General features: G+C 72.1%; 17 protein-coding genes. All 17 read left to right on the plus strand.

Translation table 11 applies throughout. The annotated features are described in order from the left end of the window. The first annotated feature begins 16 nt into the window (after positions 1–16). A complete protein-coding gene (locus tag E6J59_14730) occupies positions 17–1,327 on the plus strand; it encodes a glycine--tRNA ligase (GenBank protein ID TMB18410.1) in 1,311 nt (436 codons plus the stop codon). Positions 1,328–1,365: 38 nt separating this feature from the next. Continuing rightward, a complete protein-coding gene (locus E6J59_14735; protein ID TMB18428.1) occupies positions 1,366–4,104 on the plus strand; it encodes a pyruvate, phosphate dikinase in 2,739 nt (912 codons plus the stop codon). Between the two features lie 52 nt (positions 4,105–4,156). After that, positions 4,157–5,113, plus strand: coding sequence for a shikimate dehydrogenase (gene aroE / locus E6J59_14740; protein ID TMB18411.1), 957 nt, complete (start codon positions 4,157–4,159; stop codon positions 5,111–5,113). Continuing rightward, positions 5,110–6,795, plus strand: a complete 1,686-nt coding sequence (gene pilB / locus E6J59_14745; GenBank protein TMB18412.1) for a type IV-A pilus assembly ATPase PilB — start codon at positions 5,110–5,112, stop codon at positions 6,793–6,795. Before aroE ends, pilB begins: the two co-directional genes overlap by 4 nt. A 132-nt stretch (positions 6,796–6,927) precedes the next feature. Then, positions 6,928–8,010 (plus strand): type IV pilus twitching motility protein PilT, encoded by a 1,083-nt coding sequence (locus E6J59_14750; GenBank protein TMB18413.1) that lies wholly within the window; start codon positions 6,928–6,930, stop codon positions 8,008–8,010. A gap of 11 nt (positions 8,011–8,021) precedes the next feature. After that, positions 8,022–9,245 (plus strand): type II secretion system F family protein, encoded by a 1,224-nt coding sequence (locus E6J59_14755; GenBank protein TMB18414.1) that lies wholly within the window; start codon positions 8,022–8,024, stop codon positions 9,243–9,245. Positions 9,246–9,290: 45 nt separating this feature from the next. Further along, positions 9,291–9,680, plus strand: a complete 390-nt coding sequence (locus E6J59_14760; protein ID TMB18415.1) for a prepilin-type N-terminal cleavage/methylation domain-containing protein — start codon at positions 9,291–9,293, stop codon at positions 9,678–9,680. 130 nt (positions 9,681–9,810) lie between these two features. After that, the gene (locus tag E6J59_14765; protein ID TMB18416.1) at positions 9,811–10,656 is read left to right on the plus strand and encodes a prepilin peptidase; all 846 of its coding nucleotides are present in this window, start codon (positions 9,811–9,813) and stop codon (positions 10,654–10,656) included. A 528-nt stretch (positions 10,657–11,184) separates the two neighbouring features. Continuing rightward, on the plus strand, positions 11,185–11,544 hold the full coding sequence (locus tag E6J59_14770; protein TMB18417.1) for a hypothetical protein: 360 nt from the start codon (positions 11,185–11,187) through the stop codon (positions 11,542–11,544). Further along, positions 11,541–12,119, plus strand: a complete 579-nt coding sequence (locus E6J59_14775) for a hypothetical protein (protein TMB18418.1) — start codon at positions 11,541–11,543, stop codon at positions 12,117–12,119. The genes E6J59_14770 and E6J59_14775 overlap by 4 nt, the downstream gene beginning before the upstream one ends. Then, the gene (locus tag E6J59_14780) at positions 12,116–13,141 is read left to right on the plus strand and encodes a hypothetical protein (GenBank protein TMB18419.1); all 1,026 of its coding nucleotides are present in this window, start codon (positions 12,116–12,118) and stop codon (positions 13,139–13,141) included. The genes E6J59_14775 and E6J59_14780 overlap by 4 nt, the downstream gene beginning before the upstream one ends. A 15-nt stretch (positions 13,142–13,156) precedes the next feature. Then, positions 13,157–13,528, plus strand: coding sequence for a response regulator (locus E6J59_14785; protein TMB18420.1), 372 nt, complete (start codon positions 13,157–13,159; stop codon positions 13,526–13,528). Positions 13,529–13,543: 15 nt separating this feature from the next. After that, positions 13,544–13,924, plus strand: coding sequence for a response regulator (locus E6J59_14790; GenBank protein ID TMB18421.1), 381 nt, complete (start codon positions 13,544–13,546; stop codon positions 13,922–13,924). A gap of 53 nt (positions 13,925–13,977) precedes the next feature. Next, positions 13,978–14,601 (plus strand): dTMP kinase, encoded by a 624-nt coding sequence (tmk, locus tag E6J59_14795; GenBank protein ID TMB18429.1) that lies wholly within the window; start codon positions 13,978–13,980, stop codon positions 14,599–14,601. Next, positions 14,349–15,623 (plus strand): DNA polymerase III subunit delta', encoded by a 1,275-nt coding sequence (gene holB, locus E6J59_14800; protein TMB18422.1) that lies wholly within the window; start codon positions 14,349–14,351, stop codon positions 15,621–15,623. Before tmk ends, holB begins: the two co-directional genes overlap by 253 nt. Then, positions 15,605–16,432, plus strand: coding sequence for a stage 0 sporulation protein (locus E6J59_14805; GenBank protein ID TMB18423.1), 828 nt, complete (start codon positions 15,605–15,607; stop codon positions 16,430–16,432). Before holB ends, E6J59_14805 begins: the two co-directional genes overlap by 19 nt. 25 nt (positions 16,433–16,457) lie before the next feature. Then, positions 16,458–16,564, plus strand: a 107-nt coding sequence (locus E6J59_14810; protein TMB18424.1) for a hypothetical protein, incomplete at its 3' end; no start/stop codon positions are given.

The following is a 16,564-nucleotide window of genomic DNA, read 5'->3' on the forward strand; positions in this document are numbered from 1 at the left end:
GTCGCCGCCTTCACCGATGCCCGCCCCGACGATGGAGAAGGTGGTGAACCTCTGCAAGCGGCGGGGGTTCGTCTACCCGGGCAGCGAGATCTACGGCGGCCTCGGCTCGAGCCTCGACTACGGCCCGCTCGGGGTCGAGCTCAAGCGCAACGTGAAGGAGGCCTGGTGGCGAGAGATCGTCACCCGTCGCGACGACGTCGTCGGCCTCGACGCGGCGATCATCATGCACCCGCGGGTGTGGGAGGCCTCCGGCCACCTGGCCGGCTTCACGGACCCGCTCGTCGACTGCAAGGGCTGCAAGCAGCGCTTTCGCGCCGACCAGGTCGCGGGCGCACGCTGTCCCGAGTGCGGCGGCGAGCTCACCGAGGCGCGGCAGTTCAACCTCATGTTCAAGACCTTCGTCGGGCCGGTCGAGGACACCGCGCACGTGGCCTTCCTCCGCCCGGAGACCGCACAGGGCACCTTCATCAACTTCCGCAACGTGCTCGAGACCTCGCGCCTGAAGCTCCCCTTCGGCATCGCCCAGATCGGGCGCTCGTTCCGCAACGAGATCACCCCGGGCAACTTCCTCTTCCGCACGCGCGAGTTCGAGCAGATGGAGCTCGAGTTCTTCGTCCGCCCCGGCGAGGACGAGCGGTGGTATGACTACTGGCGCAACGCGCGCTTCGAGTGGTACGTCCGCCTCGGCTTGAAGCGCGACCGCCTCCGCCTCCGCCCGCACGCCCGCGACGAGCTCGCGCACTACGCCAAGGCGTGCGTCGACGTCGAGTACGCCTTCCCCTTCGGCTGGTCCGAGCTCGAGGGGATCGCGAACCGCACCGACTTCGACCTGAAGCGGCACAGCGAGCACAGCGGCAAGGACCTCACCTACTTCGACGAGGAGCGGCGCGAGCGCTACTTCCCCTACGTCATCGAGCCGGCGGCGGGCGCCGACCGCACGACGCTCGCCCTCCTGGTGGACGCCTACGACGAGGACGAGGTCGAGGGCGAGGCGCGCGTGGTGCTCCGCCTCCATCCCCGCCTCGCCCCCTACAAGGCGGCGGTGTTTCCCCTCCTCCGCAAGGACGGCCAGCCCGAGCGCGCGCGGCGCATCTACGATGCGCTCCGCCGGCACTTCCCGGTCGACTACGACCAGGCGGGCTCGATCGGGCGGCGCTACCGCCGCCAGGATGAGGTCGGGACGCCCTTCGGCATCACCGTCGACCACGACACCATGAAGGACGGCACGGTCACGCTGCGCGACCGCGACGCGATGACGCAGGTTCGCCTCCCCGAGGATCGGCTGGTCGAGGAGCTCGGCGCGCGCATCGAGAGGCCCGCGGCGTAGGCAGGAGGCAGCGAAGCGTGGCGAGACCGCAGGCGAAGGTGGTCCGGTCGGCGACGCGGCGTGCGGCGCGCTACGTCTACGCGTTCGGCGCGGGCCGCAAGGACGGGCGCGCCGACATGAAGGATCTGCTCGGCGGCAAGGGGGCGAACCTGGCCGAGATGGCGCGCCTCGGCCTCCCCGTCCCGCCCGGCTTCACCATCTCGACCGAGGTCTGCACCTATTACTATGCGCACGGCCGGAGCTATCCCCCCGCGCTCCGCGCCGAGGTCGCCCAGGCCCTGGCGCGCATCGAGAAGGCGCTCGGGCGGCGCTTCGGCGATCCCGACGACCCGCTGCTGGTCTCGGTGCGGTCCGGGGCGCGCGCCTCCATGCCCGGGATGATGGACACCATCCTGAACCTCGGGCTCAACGACCGCACCGTGCAGGGCCTGATCCGGGTCTCCGGCAACCCGCGCTTCGCCTACGACTCGTATCGTCGTTTCGTGCAGATGTACGGCGACGTCGTCCTCGGGCTCAAGCCCGAGTCGAAGGACGAGGAGGACCCCTTCGAGGTCGCGCTCCAGGAGAAGAAACGAGCGCGCGGCGTCCAGCTCGACACGGAGCTCGACGCCGACGCTCTCCGCGAGCTGGTGGCCGAGTTCAAGGCGCTCATCAAGAGGCGCAAGGGGGCCGCCTTCCCCGAGGATCCGCACGAGCAGCTGTGGGGCGCGATCGGCGCCGTCTTCGGTTCGTGGATGAACCAGCGGGCCATCGTCTACCGCAAGCTGAACGGCATCCCGGAGTCGTGGGGCACGGCGGTCAACGTCCAGGCGATGGTGTTCGGCAACATGGGGACCGACTCCGGCACGGGCGTCGCGTTCACGCGCGATCCGGCGACGGGCGAGAACACCTTCTACGGCGAGTTCCTCATGAATGCGCAGGGCGAGGACGTGGTCGCGGGCATCCGCACCCCGCTGCCGATCGCCGCGCTCGCGAAGGAGAACCCCGCCGCCCATGCGGAGCTGGTCAAGATCCGCCGCACCCTCGAGCGACACTACCACGAGATGATGGACATCGAGTTCACCATCGAGCGGCGGAAGCTCTACATGCTGCAGTGCCGGGTCGGGCAGCGAAATGGGCTCGCGGCGGTGCGGATCGCGTGCGACATGGTGGCGGAGAAGCTGATCGACCGGACCGAGGCCATCCGCCGCGTGAAGCCGGAGGACCTGAATCAGCTGCTGCGCCCCATCTTCGATCCCCGGGAGAAGCGCGAGGCGACTCGAGAGGGCCGGCTCTTGACCAAGGGGCTCAATGCCGGACCGGGGGCGGCGACGGGCCGCATCGTCTTCAACCCCGACGACGCCGAGGCGTCCGCCGCGCGCGGCGAGCCGGTCATCTTGGTCCGCATCGAGACTTCCCCCGAGGACATTCACGGCATGCAGGCCGCCGAGGGAATCCTCACCGCCCGCGGCGGAACCACGAGCCACGCGGCTCTGGTGGGTCGGCAGATGGGGAAGGTCTGCGTGGTCGGCTGTGAGGCGCTCCAGATCGACTACCGGGAGCGGGCGTTCCGCATCGCCAACCGTGAGGGCGTCCTGAAGGAGGGGAACGACATCTCGATCGACGGGTTCACGGGTGAGGTCTTTCTCGGCAAGATCAAGACGATCCCGAGCGAAGTGGTGCAGGTGCTGGTCGACAAGACCCTCGATGCGGCGCACGCGCCCCTCTACCAACGGTACGTCCGCTTCATGAGGTGGGTCGACGGTGAGCGCCGCCTCCGCGTGCGCGCCAACGCCGACCAGCCCGACCAGGGCGCCAACGCGGTCGCCTTCGGGGCCGAGGGCGTGGGCCTCTGCCGCACCGAGCACATGTTCTTCGGCGAGGGGAAGATCGGCCCCATGCGCGAGACGATCCTCGCCGGCACGGCGGAGGAGCGGCGCACCGCGCTGGCAAAGCTCCTCCCCCTCCAGCGCGCCGACTTCGCGGGCCTCTTCCGCGTCATGAACGACCGCCCGGTGACGATCCGGACGCTGGATCCACCGTTGCACGAGTTCCTGCCGCACGACGAGGCGGGGCAGCGCGAGGTCGCCGCCGCCCTCGGCGTTCCCTTCGAGCGCGTGCGCGAGCGCGTCGACGCGCTGCACGAGTTCAACCCCATGCTCGGCTTTCGCGGCTGCCGTCTCGGCATCATCTATCCCGAGATCACCGAGATGCAGGCGCGGGCGATCTTCGAGGCGGCGGCCGAGGTGCGTCAGGAAGGCGTCGCGGTCGCGCCGGAGATCATGATCCCGCTGGTCGGGCACGTGAAGGAGCTGGCCCTCCAGGCCGAGGTCGTGCGCCGCGTCGCGGAGGAGGTGATGCGGGAGAAGGGCACGCGATTCCGCTACTTGGTCGGGACCATGATCGAGATCCCGCGCGGCGCGCTCACCGCCGACGAGATCGCGAGCGTGGCCGAATTCTTCTCCTTCGGCACCAACGACCTGACCCAGACGACGCTGGGCGTGTCGCGCGACGACGCCGGCCGCTTCCTCGTCCCCTACGTCGACCGGTTCGAGATCTACGACAAGGACCCGTTCGAGACGATCGATCGCGCCGGCGTGGGCGCGCTCATGCACATCGCGAGCGAGAAGGGGCGCGCGCGGCGGCCGAAGCTCAAGCTCGGCATCTGCGGCGAGCACGGCGGCGATCCGGCGACCGTCCGCTTCTGCCACGAGATCGGCCTCGACTACGTCTCCTGCTCGCCTTTCCGCGTGCCCATCGCCCGGCTCGCGGCGGCGCGGGCAGCGCTCGGTGCTTGAAAGCACCCGCGGTCTGCGGGCAGGCTAAAGCTCGCCCCGACTCCGACCGATGATGAGTCGGGCCAGGTGCCCCGAGGGGCCCCTGCGTTCCGGGAGGGCGTGCGTGGCGACGTGGAATCAGGCGCGATTGTTCGGGGTGCTCGGCGACCCCGTAGACCACTCGCTGTCGCCGGCGATGCACAACGCCGCCTTCGCCGCCGCCGGCCTGCCCCACGTCTACCTCCGCTACCGGGTGCCGGCCACCCGGCTGCCGGCCGCCGTGCGGGAGGCCAAGGCGCTCCGCATGGGCGGGCTGAACCTGACCGTCCCGCTCAAGGAGGCCGTCCTCCCCCTTCTCGACGCCGTCACGCGCGAGGCGGAGCGCATCGGCGCGGTGAACACCGTGCTCTTCGCCCCGGGCGGGCGGACCGTCGGCGACAACACCGATGGACGCGGCTTCCTCGCCGCGCTCCGCGGACGGGTGCGGCTCCGCGGCGCGCGCGCCCTCGTCATCGGCGCGGGGGGCTCCGCGCGCGCCGTGGGCACGGCGCTCTGCCGGGCCGGCGCGGCGCGGGTCACGATCGCGAACCGCACCCCGGCGCGCGGCGAGCGGCTCGCAGAGCGCCTCGGCCGCCTCGGCGCCGGGGTGGCCGCCGCCGTGCCGCTGGCCGCGCTCGAACGCGGTCAGGCGCTCGAGGACGCGACCCTGGTGGTGAACGCGACACCGCTCGGGCTCGCCGGCGGCGCCCCGCGCGTGCGCTACGCGGCCACCCGGCCGGGCTGCCTGTTCGTCGACCTGGTCTACGCCCCGCGCCCGACGGCCTTCCTGGCCGGCGCCGCACGCGCCGGCCGGCGGACGCTCGGCGGCGCCCACGTGCTGCTCCATCAGGGCGCGCTCGCCTTCGAGGCCTGGACGGGCTACCGCGCGCCGCGCACCGTGATGGCCCGCGCGCTGCGCGCCGCGGGGCTCACGTTGACTCTGCGGGCGCGCACCGCTAGGGTCGCGGCTCGCCGCCCTCCGATGCGATGAGCTCCCGTCTCGGAGAGGCCCTCCAGAAGCGCGGCGACGTGACCGCGGAGCAGCTCACTCACGCCACCGAGCAGCAGCGGGAGGCGGGCGGCGCGATCTCCACCCACCTCGTCCGCCTCGGCTTTCTCACCGAGGAGAAGCTCCTCTCCTACCTCGAGCGCGAGTACCGCCTGCCGGTCGTCGATCCCCTCTCGCTCGACATCCCGCGCGAGGTGCTGGCCCTCGTGCCGCAGGCCCTGGTGACGAAGCACCACCTGATCCCGACCAGCCTCGTCCGCTCGACGCTCACCCTCGCCATGGCCGACCCCTCCAACCTGACGGCCATCAACGAGGTCAAGTTCCTGACCGGCTACGACGTCAAGGTGGCGGTCGCCGCCCCCACCGTCATCCAGCACGCCATCGAGCGCTACTACGACCGCCAGAGCGACTACGATCAGGTGCTCTCGCAGCTCGGCAACGAATCCGTCGAGGTCCTCCGTGACGAGGACGAAATCGATCTCAAGGAGCTCGAGCGCGCCACCGAGGAGGCGCCCGTCGTCCGGCTGGTGAACGCGCTCCTGACCGACGCCATCCGCAAGCGCGCGAGCGACATCCACGTCGAGCCGTACGAGAAGATGCTGCGCGTCCGTTTCCGCATCGACGGCGTGCTCTACGAGATCATGCAGCCGCCGCTCAAGCTCAAGAACGCGATCACCTCGCGCATCAAGGTGATGGCGCAGCTCGATATCGCCGAGCGCCGTCTCCCCCAGGACGGCCGCATCAAGATGAAGCTCACGGGCAACAAGGAGATGGACTTCCGGGTCTCCGTCCTGCCCACCATGTTCGGCGAGAAGGTGGTGCTCCGCCTGCTCGACAAGTCGAACCTCCAGCTCGACATGACCAAGCTCGGCTTCGAGGAGGCGGCCCTCAAGCACTTCAAGGAGGCCATCTACAAGCCGTTCGGCATGGTGCTGGTGACCGGGCCCACGGGCAGCGGCAAGACGACCACGCTCTACTCGGCGCTCGCCGAGCTCAACAAGGTGAGCACCAACATCTCGACCGCCGAGGATCCGATCGAGTTCAACCTGGTGGGCATCAACCAGGTGCAGATGCACGACGATATCGGCCTCAACTTCGCGGCCGCGCTGCGTGCCTTCCTGCGCCAGGACCCGGACGTCATCATGGTGGGCGAGATCCGCGACTTCGAGACCGCCGAGATCGGCGTCAAGGCCGCGCTCACCGGCCATCTCGTGCTCTCGACGCTGCACACCAACGACGCGCCCTCGACCGTGAACCGGCTGCTCAACATGGGGGTCGAGCCCTTTCTGGTGGCGAGCTCGATCAACCTGATCATGGCCCAGCGCCTGGCGCGCGTGATCTGTGCCCAGTGCAAGGAGGAGCATCCGGTGGAGCCCGAGGTGCTGCACGAGCTCGGCTGGACGGGCGAGCCGTTCACGGTCTACCGCGGCGCCGGGTGCACGGCCTGCGGCGGCACCACTTACAAGGGCCGCATCGCCCTCTACGAGGTCATGCCGATGGGCGACGAGCTGCGCGAGCAGATACTGGCCGGGGCGACCGCGCTCGATCTGAAGCGCGCCGCGATCGCGGCCGGGATGAAGACCCTCCGGCAGAGCGGCCTCTCCAAGGTGGCGGGGGGCGCGACCACCATCGAAGAGATCGTGCGCGTCACCATGCCCGACTAGTCCCGCGTACGATTTTGTTCCAACGGCGTTTCACCCCGCGACGCCCCGACACAAAGCTGACGGCGTTAGCGGCCGGGCGGCGCGGCCGGCCGAGGGGTCGCAGGTGGCACGCCCCCTGCTTTCCCGGGTGCCATGCCGTCCATCGAGGCCTTCCTGCACGAGATGATCGAGCGGGGGGCGTCGGATCTCCACCTCACGACCAACAGCCCGCCGATGATCCGCCTCCACGGCGAGCTGCTCGCGCTGGCCCATCCGCCGCTCACCGCGACCGACACCAAGAACCTCACCTACAGCCTCCTCACGGAGGCTCAGAAGAAGAAATTCGAGGAGGAGAGCGAGCTCGACTTCTCGTTCGGCATCAAGGGGGTGAGCCGCTTCCGCGGCAACCTCTACCTCCAGAAGGGTGCGGTCGGCGGCGCCTTCCGCATGATCCCGCACCAGACGCCGCAGCTGCAGACGCTCGGGGTTCCGCCCTCGGTGCCGGAGCTCACCACCCTGCCGCGCGGTCTCGTCCTGGTGACCGGCCCCACCGGCAGCGGCAAGTCGACCACGCTCGCCGCCATGATCGACAAGATCAACCGCGAGCGGCACGAGCACATCGTCACGGTCGAGGATCCGATCGAGTTCGTGCACGAGCACAAGGGTTGCCTCGTGAACCAGCGCGAGGTGTTCTCCGACACGCAGAGCTTCGCGCAATCCCTCAAGCACGTGCTGCGCCAGGACCCCGACATCGCGCTGATCGGCGAGATGCGCGACCTCGAGACGATCGAGGCGGCGCTGGTGGTCGCCGAGACCGGCCACCTCGTGTTCTCGACCCTGCACACCAACTCCGCGGTGCAGACCATCAACCGGATCATCGACGTCTTCCCGCCACACCAGCAGTCGCAGGTGCGGGCGCAGCTCTCGCTCGTCCTCCAGGGCGTGATCTCGCAGCAGCTCGTCCCGCGCCGGGACGGGCGCGGCCGCGTGCTGGCGGCCGAGGTCATGATCCCGAACACCGCCATCCGCAACCTGATCCGCGAGGAGAAGGTGCATCAGATCTACTCGCAGATGCAGGTGGGTCAGTCGAAGTTCGGAATGCAGACCATGAGCCAGGCGCTCATCGCCCTGGTGCAGCGGAACCTCATCACGGCCGAGGAGGCAATCGGCAACGCCACCGAGATCGAGGAGATCCGCATGATGCTCGGGCAGCAGACGGCGCGGCGCGTCGGCTGACGGAGGGGACGATGGCGGTCTACCGCTGGCAGGGCGTGTCGCCGAAGGGCGAGACGCTCAAGGGGGAGATGGAGGCGACGAGCCGCGAGGCGGTGATCATCCGCCTGCGCAGCCAGCGCATCCAGCCGCAGCCGTCGCGTATCAAGGAAAAGGGCAAGGGCCTCGACTTCGACATCCCAATGCCCACCTTCGGCTCGCCCGTGAAGGCGCGCGACATCGTGGTCTTCACGCGGCAGTTCGCCACCATGATCGACGCCGGGCTGCCCATCGTGCAGTGCCTCGCCATCCTCGCCGCCCAGACGGACTCGAAGCCGTTCCGCCGCGCCATCAGCACCGTCAAGGACGACGTCGAGAGCGGCACCACGCTCGCCGAGGCGATCCGCAGGCACAACAAGATCTTCGCCGACCTCTACACCAGCATGGTGCAGGCGGGCGAGATCGGCGGCATCCTCGACACGATCCTCGTCCGCCTCGCGAACTACCTCGAGAAGGCCGTCAAGCTGAAAAGCAAGATCAAGGGCGCGATGATCTACCCGTCGTGCATCGTGGCGGCGGCGATCCTCGTCACCGCGGTCCTCCTCATCTGGGTGATCCCGGTCTTCGCCGAGGTGTTCGAGAGCTTCGGGCACGCGCTGCCCGCTCCCACGCAGTTCGTCATCAACCTCTCGCACTTCACCATCGACCACATCTGGTACCTGGTCGCGATCCCGATCATCGCCGCGATCGCCATTCGTTACGCCTACAAGACCGAGCAGGGCCACGTGGCGATCGACCGCTTCCTGCTGCGCGTGCCGATCTTCGGGCCCCTCATCCGGAAGTCGGCCGTGGCGCGCTTCACGCGCACCCTCGGCACGCTCGTCTCCTCGGGCGTGCCCATCCTCGACGCGCTCAGCATCACCGCCCGCACGGCCGGCAACAAGGTGGTCGAGTACGCCATCATGAACGCCCGCCAGAGCATCGAAGCCGGGCGCACGATCGCCGACCCGCTCACCGAGAGCAAGGTCTTCCCGCCCATGGTGTGCCAGATGATCAGCGTCGGCGAGACCACCGGCGCCCTCGATAACATGCTGCAGAAGATCGCCGACTTCTACGAGGACGAGGTCGACAACATGGTGGCCAACCTGATGTCCCTGCTCGAGCCGGCCGTGATCCTCTTCCTCGGCGTGGTGATCGGCGGTCTCGTCATCTCCATGTACCTGCCCATCTTCAAGCTGGGCGCGGTCATGGATGGATGACGTCTGACTGAGGACGGCAACCAATCCCGCCCCAGGGGAGGACACATGGGGACGACATCGACCAGGAGGGAGCGAAGGCGAGCGAGGGGCTTCACGCTGATCGAGCTGCTGGTGGTGGTGGCGATCATCGGCATCCTGGCCGCGATCGCGATCCCGCAGTTCTCGGCGTATCGTTCGCGCGGCTTCAACGCCCGCGTCGCGGCCGACGCCCGCAACGCGGCGACGTCGCAGGAGGCGTACTTCGTGGACAACAACACGTACGCCACGGGCGCGTGCGGCTCGCTGCCGGGCTTCGTCGGCTCGGGCGGCGTGACCTGCACCACGACCGGCACGGCGACCAGCTTCTCGCTCACCACGAGCCACCCGAGCGCGACCGTGAGCTGCACCTGGACGAGCAACCCGAGCCCCGGGAGCCCCAACCTGGTCTGCTCGTAAGACGCTCGCATCGGGCTGCGATCCGGCGGGGGACGGGCTGCGGGCGCGTCCCCCGCTGCTCGGGTTTGACCGCCTCCCGGAGGCCAGGGTAACCGTGCCCGCGGTGCTGTCCAGCACGTCGCCGCTTTCCATGCGCGCCGAAGACGGCGGCTGGCTGCTGCTCGGCCTCGCCTTCGTGGTCGGCGCCTGCGTCGGGAGCTTCCTCAACGTCTGCATCTACCGCCTCCCCGAGGACGAGTCGCTCGTGCGCCCGGGCTCGCGTTGCTCGCGCTGCGGGACGCCGATCGCCTGGCGCGACAACATCCCCCTCCTGTCCTGGCTTCTGCTCGCCGCCCGCTGCCGCGCCTGCCGCGCGCCGATCTCGGCGCGCTATCCGCTGGTCGAGGCGGCGACGGGGGGTCTCGCGGTGCTGGCACTCGCCCGCTTCGGACCGAGCGCGGCGGCGGCGGTCGCCTTCCTCTTCACCGCGGCGCTCCTCCTCGTCACCTTCATCGACCTCGATCACCGCTTCATCCCCGACGAGGTGAGCCTGCCGGGCATCGTGGTGGGGCTCGGCGCCGCGTTCCTGCCGGGGCGCATCGGGCCGCTCGACGCGCTCGCCGGCACCATCCTCGGCGGCGGCGTCCTGTGGGCCGTCGCCTGGACCTACGAGCGCCTGACCGGCGTCGAGGGCATGGGCTTCGGCGACGTCAAGCTGCTCGCCATGATCGGGGCCTTCCTCGGCTGGCAGGCGATCCCGGTCGTGCTCGTGGTCGCCTCGCTCACCGGCTCGCTCGCCGGCCTCGCGGTCCTCTTCACGCGCCGCGGCCGCTGGCGCATGCGGCGCGTGGCGCACCGCCTCGGCGCCGGCGCCGTGCTGCCCTTCGTGCGGCGCGCGGCGCGCCGCACCGAGATCCCCTTCGGCCCCTTCCTCGCCCTGGGCGCCGTGCTCGCGCTCTACCGCCCCGCGCTGACGGTGCCCTGGCGTCTCGGGTAGGCCGATCCGGGACGCGCCCCGGGGGGCTTGCCTCAGCCAGCGGCGCCGGGTAGCAAGCGAGTGCCGCACGCGTCGTCCCGCCCGCCGGCGTGCCGCGGAGGAGGCGGGTACGCAGCGCGCGCACGGGTTCACGCTCCTCGAGGCCGTGGTCGGCCTCGGCCTGGCCATGGTGCTCGCGGGGGTCGGGGTCGTCCGGCTCGTCGCGCTGGTCGAGACGGCCCGGCTCGCCGGCGCGGCCCGCGAGGTGGCCACCGCCCTCAGGCTGGCGCGCGGCATCGCGCTCTCGGGTGACGCCTCCATCGAGGTCCGCTTCGATCCGGCGCGTGCCCTGTGCGAGACGCGCGACCGGGCGGGCGCGCTGCTCGAGACGCGGCGGCTGCCGCCGGGGGTCGGTTTCGCGGCCCTCCCCGGGCGCAGCCGCGTCCTCTTCAGCGGGCTCGGCAGCGCCGAGAACGCCACCATCATCCTCGCGGCGGGCGCGCGGACGCGCAGCGTGATCGTGAACCAGCGCGGCCGCGTGAGGGTCCAGTGAGCAGGCCCGCCACAGGCCGCCGGCGGCCCGGCGGCTTCTCCGTAGTCGAGGCGCTGGTCGGCGCAGCGCTCGCCGGTATTGCGCTCGCCGGGCTGGCCGCGGTGGCGGGCCTCGCGAGCGCGAGCCTCGGCCTCGCACGCGACACCGGCAGCGCGCTCGCGCTCGCGACCGAGCGGCTCGAGGCCCTGCGCGTCGGACCGCGCGACGCCGGCGCGGACAGCCGGGTCGGGCCGGACGGCACGCGCTTTGACCGGAGCTGGACCGGCGAGGGCGGGCGCGGCACGCCGGCGCGCCTCAGCGCGCGCATCGCGTGGGGGCGGCACGCGCTCGAGCTCGCGACGGAGGCGCTGCCGTGAGATACCGCCGCGCCCGCGGCACCGGTCTGGTCGAGTTGCTGGTCGGCGCGGCGCTCGCGCTGCTGGTGCTCTCCGCCCTGACCGCAGCGGTCGCTACGGGCGCGCGCCTGCTGGTCGCGTGCGGCGCCCGGGGTGAGGCGGAGGACACCGCCCAGCTCGCGCTCGAAGCGCTCGGCTTCGACGTACGGCGCGCGGGGTGGGACCCGGCCGCCAGCGGCCTCGCGGCCGTGCGCGAGGCCGGCGCCGATCGGCTCGTCCTCGCCGCCGACCTGGACGGCGACGGTGCGATCGACGACACCTCGGAGGAGATCACGGCCTACCGCTGTGACGCGAGCGCGCGGCGCCTCTCGCGCGTCGTCGGCCGCCAGTCGATGCCGCTCGCCGACGGGGTGACCGGCTGCGCCTTCCACTACCTCGACCGGGACGGCGCGGCGATGCCGATCCCGAGCGGCGGCCTCGACGCGGCGGCGCGCGCGCGCATCGGCGCGGTCGGGCTCGACTTCGTGCTCGTGCCGAGCGGCCTCCGCGGGCGCTCCGAGCGCAGCCTCCTGATCGCCCTTCGGACGGCGCCATGAAGCGGGGGAGCACGGCGCTGCCGGCGGCCCTGGCCGCGCTCGTGGTCTCCGCCGCACTCAGCGCCGCGGTCGCCGAGTTGGCGCGCATCGAGGTCATCCTCGCCGGGAAGCGCCGCACGGCGGCGGTCGCGCTCGCGGCGTGCGATGCGTGCGTGGCCGAGGTGCTCGCCGCCCTCCCCGCGGGCTGGGACTTCGCCCCGCTCATCGCCGGCCCGGACGGCCGGATCGGCACCGGGGACGACGGCGCGCTCGCCACGCCGGCCGGGTGCACGGGGAGCGCCGGCGCCGCGCCGGGACCGGCCGACCCGCCGCGCGCGCTCCTCCGCCTCGAGGCGCGCGCCGCGGGTGGGCGGCGCGCGCTCGACGCGCTCGTCGGCCGCGCTCGGGCGCCTGGCGTCCCGGCGCTCTTCTGGCTCGGCGCGCCCCCGGGCGCGAGCGTCTCCGGCACGGTGACGCTCGACGGTGCCGATGCCGACGATGCGTCGGCACCGGACTGGGCGGGGCTCGCAGCGCCAGACGCACCCGATGCGCTCGACCGCTGGCTCGCGGACGAGGGGGCGCGGGTCGTGTCGAGCGCGCGCACCCGGGCCGCACTCGACTCCCCGCCGCCACCCCTCGCCGCGCTCGCCGGGCGCGTGCGGGCCGCAGGGCCGCGGGGCGCCGAGGCCCTCGTGGCCGGGGACGCGCCGCCCCCGTCGCTCGCGCTCGTACCGGGCGACCTGGTGGTGAGCGACGCGCTGCACGGCGCCGGGGTCCTCTTCGTGGACGGGCTGCTCGACATCCGCGGCGCCTTGGACTTTACTGGACTGGTGGTCGCCGCAGGCGGGGTACGGGTGGCCGGTGCGGGGCGCCTCGCCATCGCGGGAGCGCTCTGGGTGGACGCGCCCGGAGTGGGCGGCCCGCTCCTCGACGTTGCCGGGAGCCTCGCGCTTCGCCAGCAGCGCGCCGCCATGGCGACCGCCGATGGCCTCCTGCCACTCCCCCGCCGCCCCGTGCTGCTCGGCGTGCGGGACCTCGGCTGAGAGCAGCTCCGCAGGATGGCAAAGCGCATACTGGTCGCCGAGGACGACCCGGACAGCCGCTCCATCGTGGTCAAGACCTTGACCCTCGAGGGCTACGAGACCCTCGAGGCGGCCGACGGCCGGTCCGCCCTCGCCCTGGCGCGCCAGGAGCGTCCCGACCTGATCGTGATGGATCTCGCCCTGCCGGGGATGGACGGCTGGGAGGCGTCGCGTCGGCTCAAGGCGGATCCGGGAACGGCCGATATCCCGATCATCGCGCTCACCGCCCACGCCATGCGGGGTGACGAGGAGCGGGCGCGCGAGGCGGGATGCGATGGCTACCTCTCGAAACCTTGCCGGCCGCAGAGAATGCGTGAGGTCGTCGCGCGCTTCCTCGCCGGCCGTTGAGCGGAGCGGGCCGCCATGAGTGCCACCGTCCTCGTCGTCGACGACGACGCGGAGAACGTCGCGATCCTCGGCACGATGCTCCTCGAGCACGGCTACGAGGTCCGCATCGCCCGCGACGGGCGGAGCGCCCTCGAATCGGTGCGCCAGCAGCGGCCGGACGTGATCCTGCTCGACGTGATGATGCCCGGGGTGCCCGGCACGCAGGTGCTCCACTACCTGAAGCTCGACCCGCGGAGCGCCTCGATTCCGGTCGTGATGGTGACCGCCAGGGTGGAAGACCCGGACCTGCTCGCCGGCTACGAGGGCGGCGCCGACTACTACGTCACCAAGCCGTTCACCGCCCGCGATATCCTGTACGCCATCGGTCTCGTGCTCGGCAGCCACGAGCCGGGCTGATCGCCCTTGCGGCGGGGCGTGGCGCGGGCTAGACGGGCCCCTCGCCCGTGGCGCTGTTCATCACCTTCGAGGGCATCGAGGGCTCCGGCAAGTCGACCCACCTGCGGCAGCTCGCCGAGCACCTGCGCGCGCGCGGGCGCCGCGTGGTCGAGACGCGCGAGCCGGGCGGCACGGCGGCGGGGGCCGCCATCCGGCGCCTCCTGCTCGGCCCCGACGCCGCCCCGCTGACGTCGCTCGCCGAGCTCTTCCTCTACTGCGCGGACCGCACGCAGCACGTGCGCGAGGTCGTCCGGCCCGCGCTCGACGCGGGGCAGATCGTGCTCTCGGACCGCTTCTCGGACTCGACCCTCGCCTACCAGGGCTACGCGCGCGGCCTCGAGCTGGAGACGGTGCGCGCGCTCGATGCGCGGGCGCGCGGCGGGGTGTGGCCGGACCTCACCTTCCTGCTCGACTGCCCGGTCGCCGACGGGCTGGCGCGCGCGCGCGGGCGCGCCGGGACGGGCGACCGCTTCGAGCGGGAGACGCTCGCCTTCCACGAGCGCGTCCGCCAGGGCTTCTTGACGCTCGCCGCCGCGGAGCCCGGACGCTTCTGCGTCCTCGACGCGGCCGGGCCCATCGAGCGGGTGCACGCGCGCGTCATCGTCGAGGCCGAGGGGCGGCTCGGGGGCCGCGCGTGACCCTCGGCCGGGTGGTCGGCCACGCGGGGGCGGCGGCGCGGCTGGCGCGCGCGGCGGCGGAGGGCCGCGTGCCGGCGGCCGTGCTCCTGGTCGGCCCGGCGGGTATCGGCAAGCGCGTGCTGGCCGACGCCTTCGCGGCCCGCCTCCTCTGCGCGGCGCCCGGCACAGGCGGCGCATGCGGCGCCTGCGCGCACTGCACCCGTGTGGCCGCGGGGACACACCCCGACCTGCACCTCGTCGCGCGCGAGCCGGAGCGCCGCGACATCCGCATCGAGCAGGTGCGCGAGCTCGGCCGCTGGCTCGCGCTCCAGCCGCTCATGGCGGCGCGCAAGGTGGCCGTCCTCGACGACGCGCACTGCTTGAGCGAACAGGCGCAGAACGCCCTCTTGAAGACGCTCGAAGAGCCGCCGGGGGCGGCAGTGCTCGTGCTCGTCGCCTCCGCCGCGGCCCTTCTCCTCCCGACCGTCCGCTCGCGCTGCCAGGTGGTGCGCCTGGACCCGCTGCCGGTGGCGGAGGTCGTGCGCGTGCTCGAGGCCTCGGGCGTGCCCGCCCGGCAGGCCCGCGAGCTGGCACCGCTCGCCGAGGGATCGCCCGGCCGCGCGCTCGCGCTCGCGGGCGAGGCGGAGACACGAGCGCGCGCGCGCGTGCTGCAGGACCTGCCGCGGCTCCGCGAGCTCGGCGCGGACGAGCTCTCCCGGACCGCGCAGGAGCTCTCGCGGGGCGCCCTCGACGCGGGCCTCGCCACGGCCCTCGCCTGGTACCGCGACGTCCTCGAGACCGCGCTCGCGGGCGACGCCGCCCCACTGCGCAATCCGGCGGCGGCGGACGACGTCCGCCGCGCCGCGCGCCATCTCTCCCCCGCGGCGCTGCTTCGCCAACTCGAGGCCGTCTATGCTACGATCGTCGCGCTCGAGAAGAATGCCAACCGCATGCTCGCCGTCGAGACCATGCTGCTCTCGCTGCGCGCGATCGAGCGCGGCGCAAGCGCCGCGCAGGCGCCCCCATGGAAGAGCGCCCGGTAGAGACCAGAGGCCCCGCGGTCGGCGTCCGCTTCCGGCCGAGCGGCCGGGTCTACGACTTCGATCCGGGTCCGCTCGTCCTCGTCCGTGACGACCGGGTGCTGGTGGAGACGGAGCGCGGTCCCGCGCTCGGCACGGTCGTCGCCCTGGCCCGCCCGCGTCCGACCGCCCGTGCCCTCCAGCGCGTCATCAAGAAGGCCGACTCGCGCGACCTCGCGCGCGAGGACCAGAACCTCCAGCGCGAGCGGCAGCACTACGGGACGGCGCTCGAGCTGGTGCGCGGCCGGAACCTCGCCGTGAAGCTGGTCAAGGCCGAGTCGGCCTTCGACGCGAGCAAGGTGACCTTCTTCTTCGCGGGTGCGGAGCGCGTCGACCTCCGCGACCTGGGACGGGAGCTCGCCGAGCTCCTGCGCACGCGCGTCGAGATGAAGCAGATCGGCGCGCGCGACGAGACCAAGGTGACCGGCGGCATCGGCCCCTGCGGGCGCGAGCTGTGCTGCTCCTCGTGGCTGCAGGAGTTCCAGCCGGTGTCGGTCAAGATGGCGAAGGAGCAGGGCCTGTCGCTCAACCCCTCGAAGCTCGCCGGCATGTGCGGGCGGCTCAAGTGCTGCCTGCGCTACGAGTACGAGACCTACGTCGAGCTCAAGAAGGGTCTGCCCGCGGTCGGGACGCCGGTCGAGTCGGTCAAGGGCGACGGCACGGTCGTTCGGCAGAACGTCCTCAGGCAGACCGTGGTCGTCCGTCGCAGCGAGGACAACGTCGAGGTCGAGGCGACCCGGGACGACCTGGTTGTCCGCCGTGCCGACGCCTGACGCCGGCGGCGCAGCGCGCACCCGCATGCCGAGCGAGCCGCTCTACCTGACCACGCCGCTCTTCTACGTGAACGCCGAGCCGCACCTCGGCCACTTCTACGTGACGCTGGTCGGCGACGTCCTGGGGCGCTT

It is taken from the genome of Deltaproteobacteria bacterium, assembly GCA_005879795.1.
Taxonomy (GTDB): Bacteria; Desulfobacterota; Binatia; order DP-6; family DP-6; genus DP-6.

Excerpts from the sequence above, each read along its gene's own strand:
- E6J59_14730 (TMB18410.1), top strand. The coding sequence starts at position 17 with ATGCCCGCCCCGACGATGGAGAAGGTGGTGAACCTCTGCAAGCGGCGG.
- aroE (TMB18411.1), top strand. The coding sequence starts at position 4,157 with ATGAGTCGGGCCAGGTGCCCCGAGGGGCCCCTGCGTTCCGGGAGGGCG.
- pilB (TMB18412.1), top strand. The coding sequence starts at position 5,110 with ATGAGCTCCCGTCTCGGAGAGGCCCTCCAGAAGCGCGGCGACGTGACC.
- E6J59_14750 (TMB18413.1), top strand. The coding sequence starts at position 6,928 with ATGCCGTCCATCGAGGCCTTCCTGCACGAGATGATCGAGCGGGGGGCG.
- E6J59_14755 (TMB18414.1), top strand. The coding sequence starts at position 8,022 with ATGGCGGTCTACCGCTGGCAGGGCGTGTCGCCGAAGGGCGAGACGCTC.
- E6J59_14760 (TMB18415.1), top strand. The coding sequence starts at position 9,291 with ATGGGGACGACATCGACCAGGAGGGAGCGAAGGCGAGCGAGGGGCTTC.
- E6J59_14765 (TMB18416.1), top strand. The coding sequence starts at position 9,811 with ATGCGCGCCGAAGACGGCGGCTGGCTGCTGCTCGGCCTCGCCTTCGTG.
- E6J59_14780 (TMB18419.1), top strand. The coding sequence starts at position 12,116 with ATGAAGCGGGGGAGCACGGCGCTGCCGGCGGCCCTGGCCGCGCTCGTG.
- E6J59_14785 (TMB18420.1), top strand. The coding sequence starts at position 13,157 with ATGGCAAAGCGCATACTGGTCGCCGAGGACGACCCGGACAGCCGCTCC.
- E6J59_14790 (TMB18421.1), top strand. The coding sequence starts at position 13,544 with ATGAGTGCCACCGTCCTCGTCGTCGACGACGACGCGGAGAACGTCGCG.
- E6J59_14805 (TMB18423.1), top strand. The coding sequence starts at position 15,605 with ATGGAAGAGCGCCCGGTAGAGACCAGAGGCCCCGCGGTCGGCGTCCGC.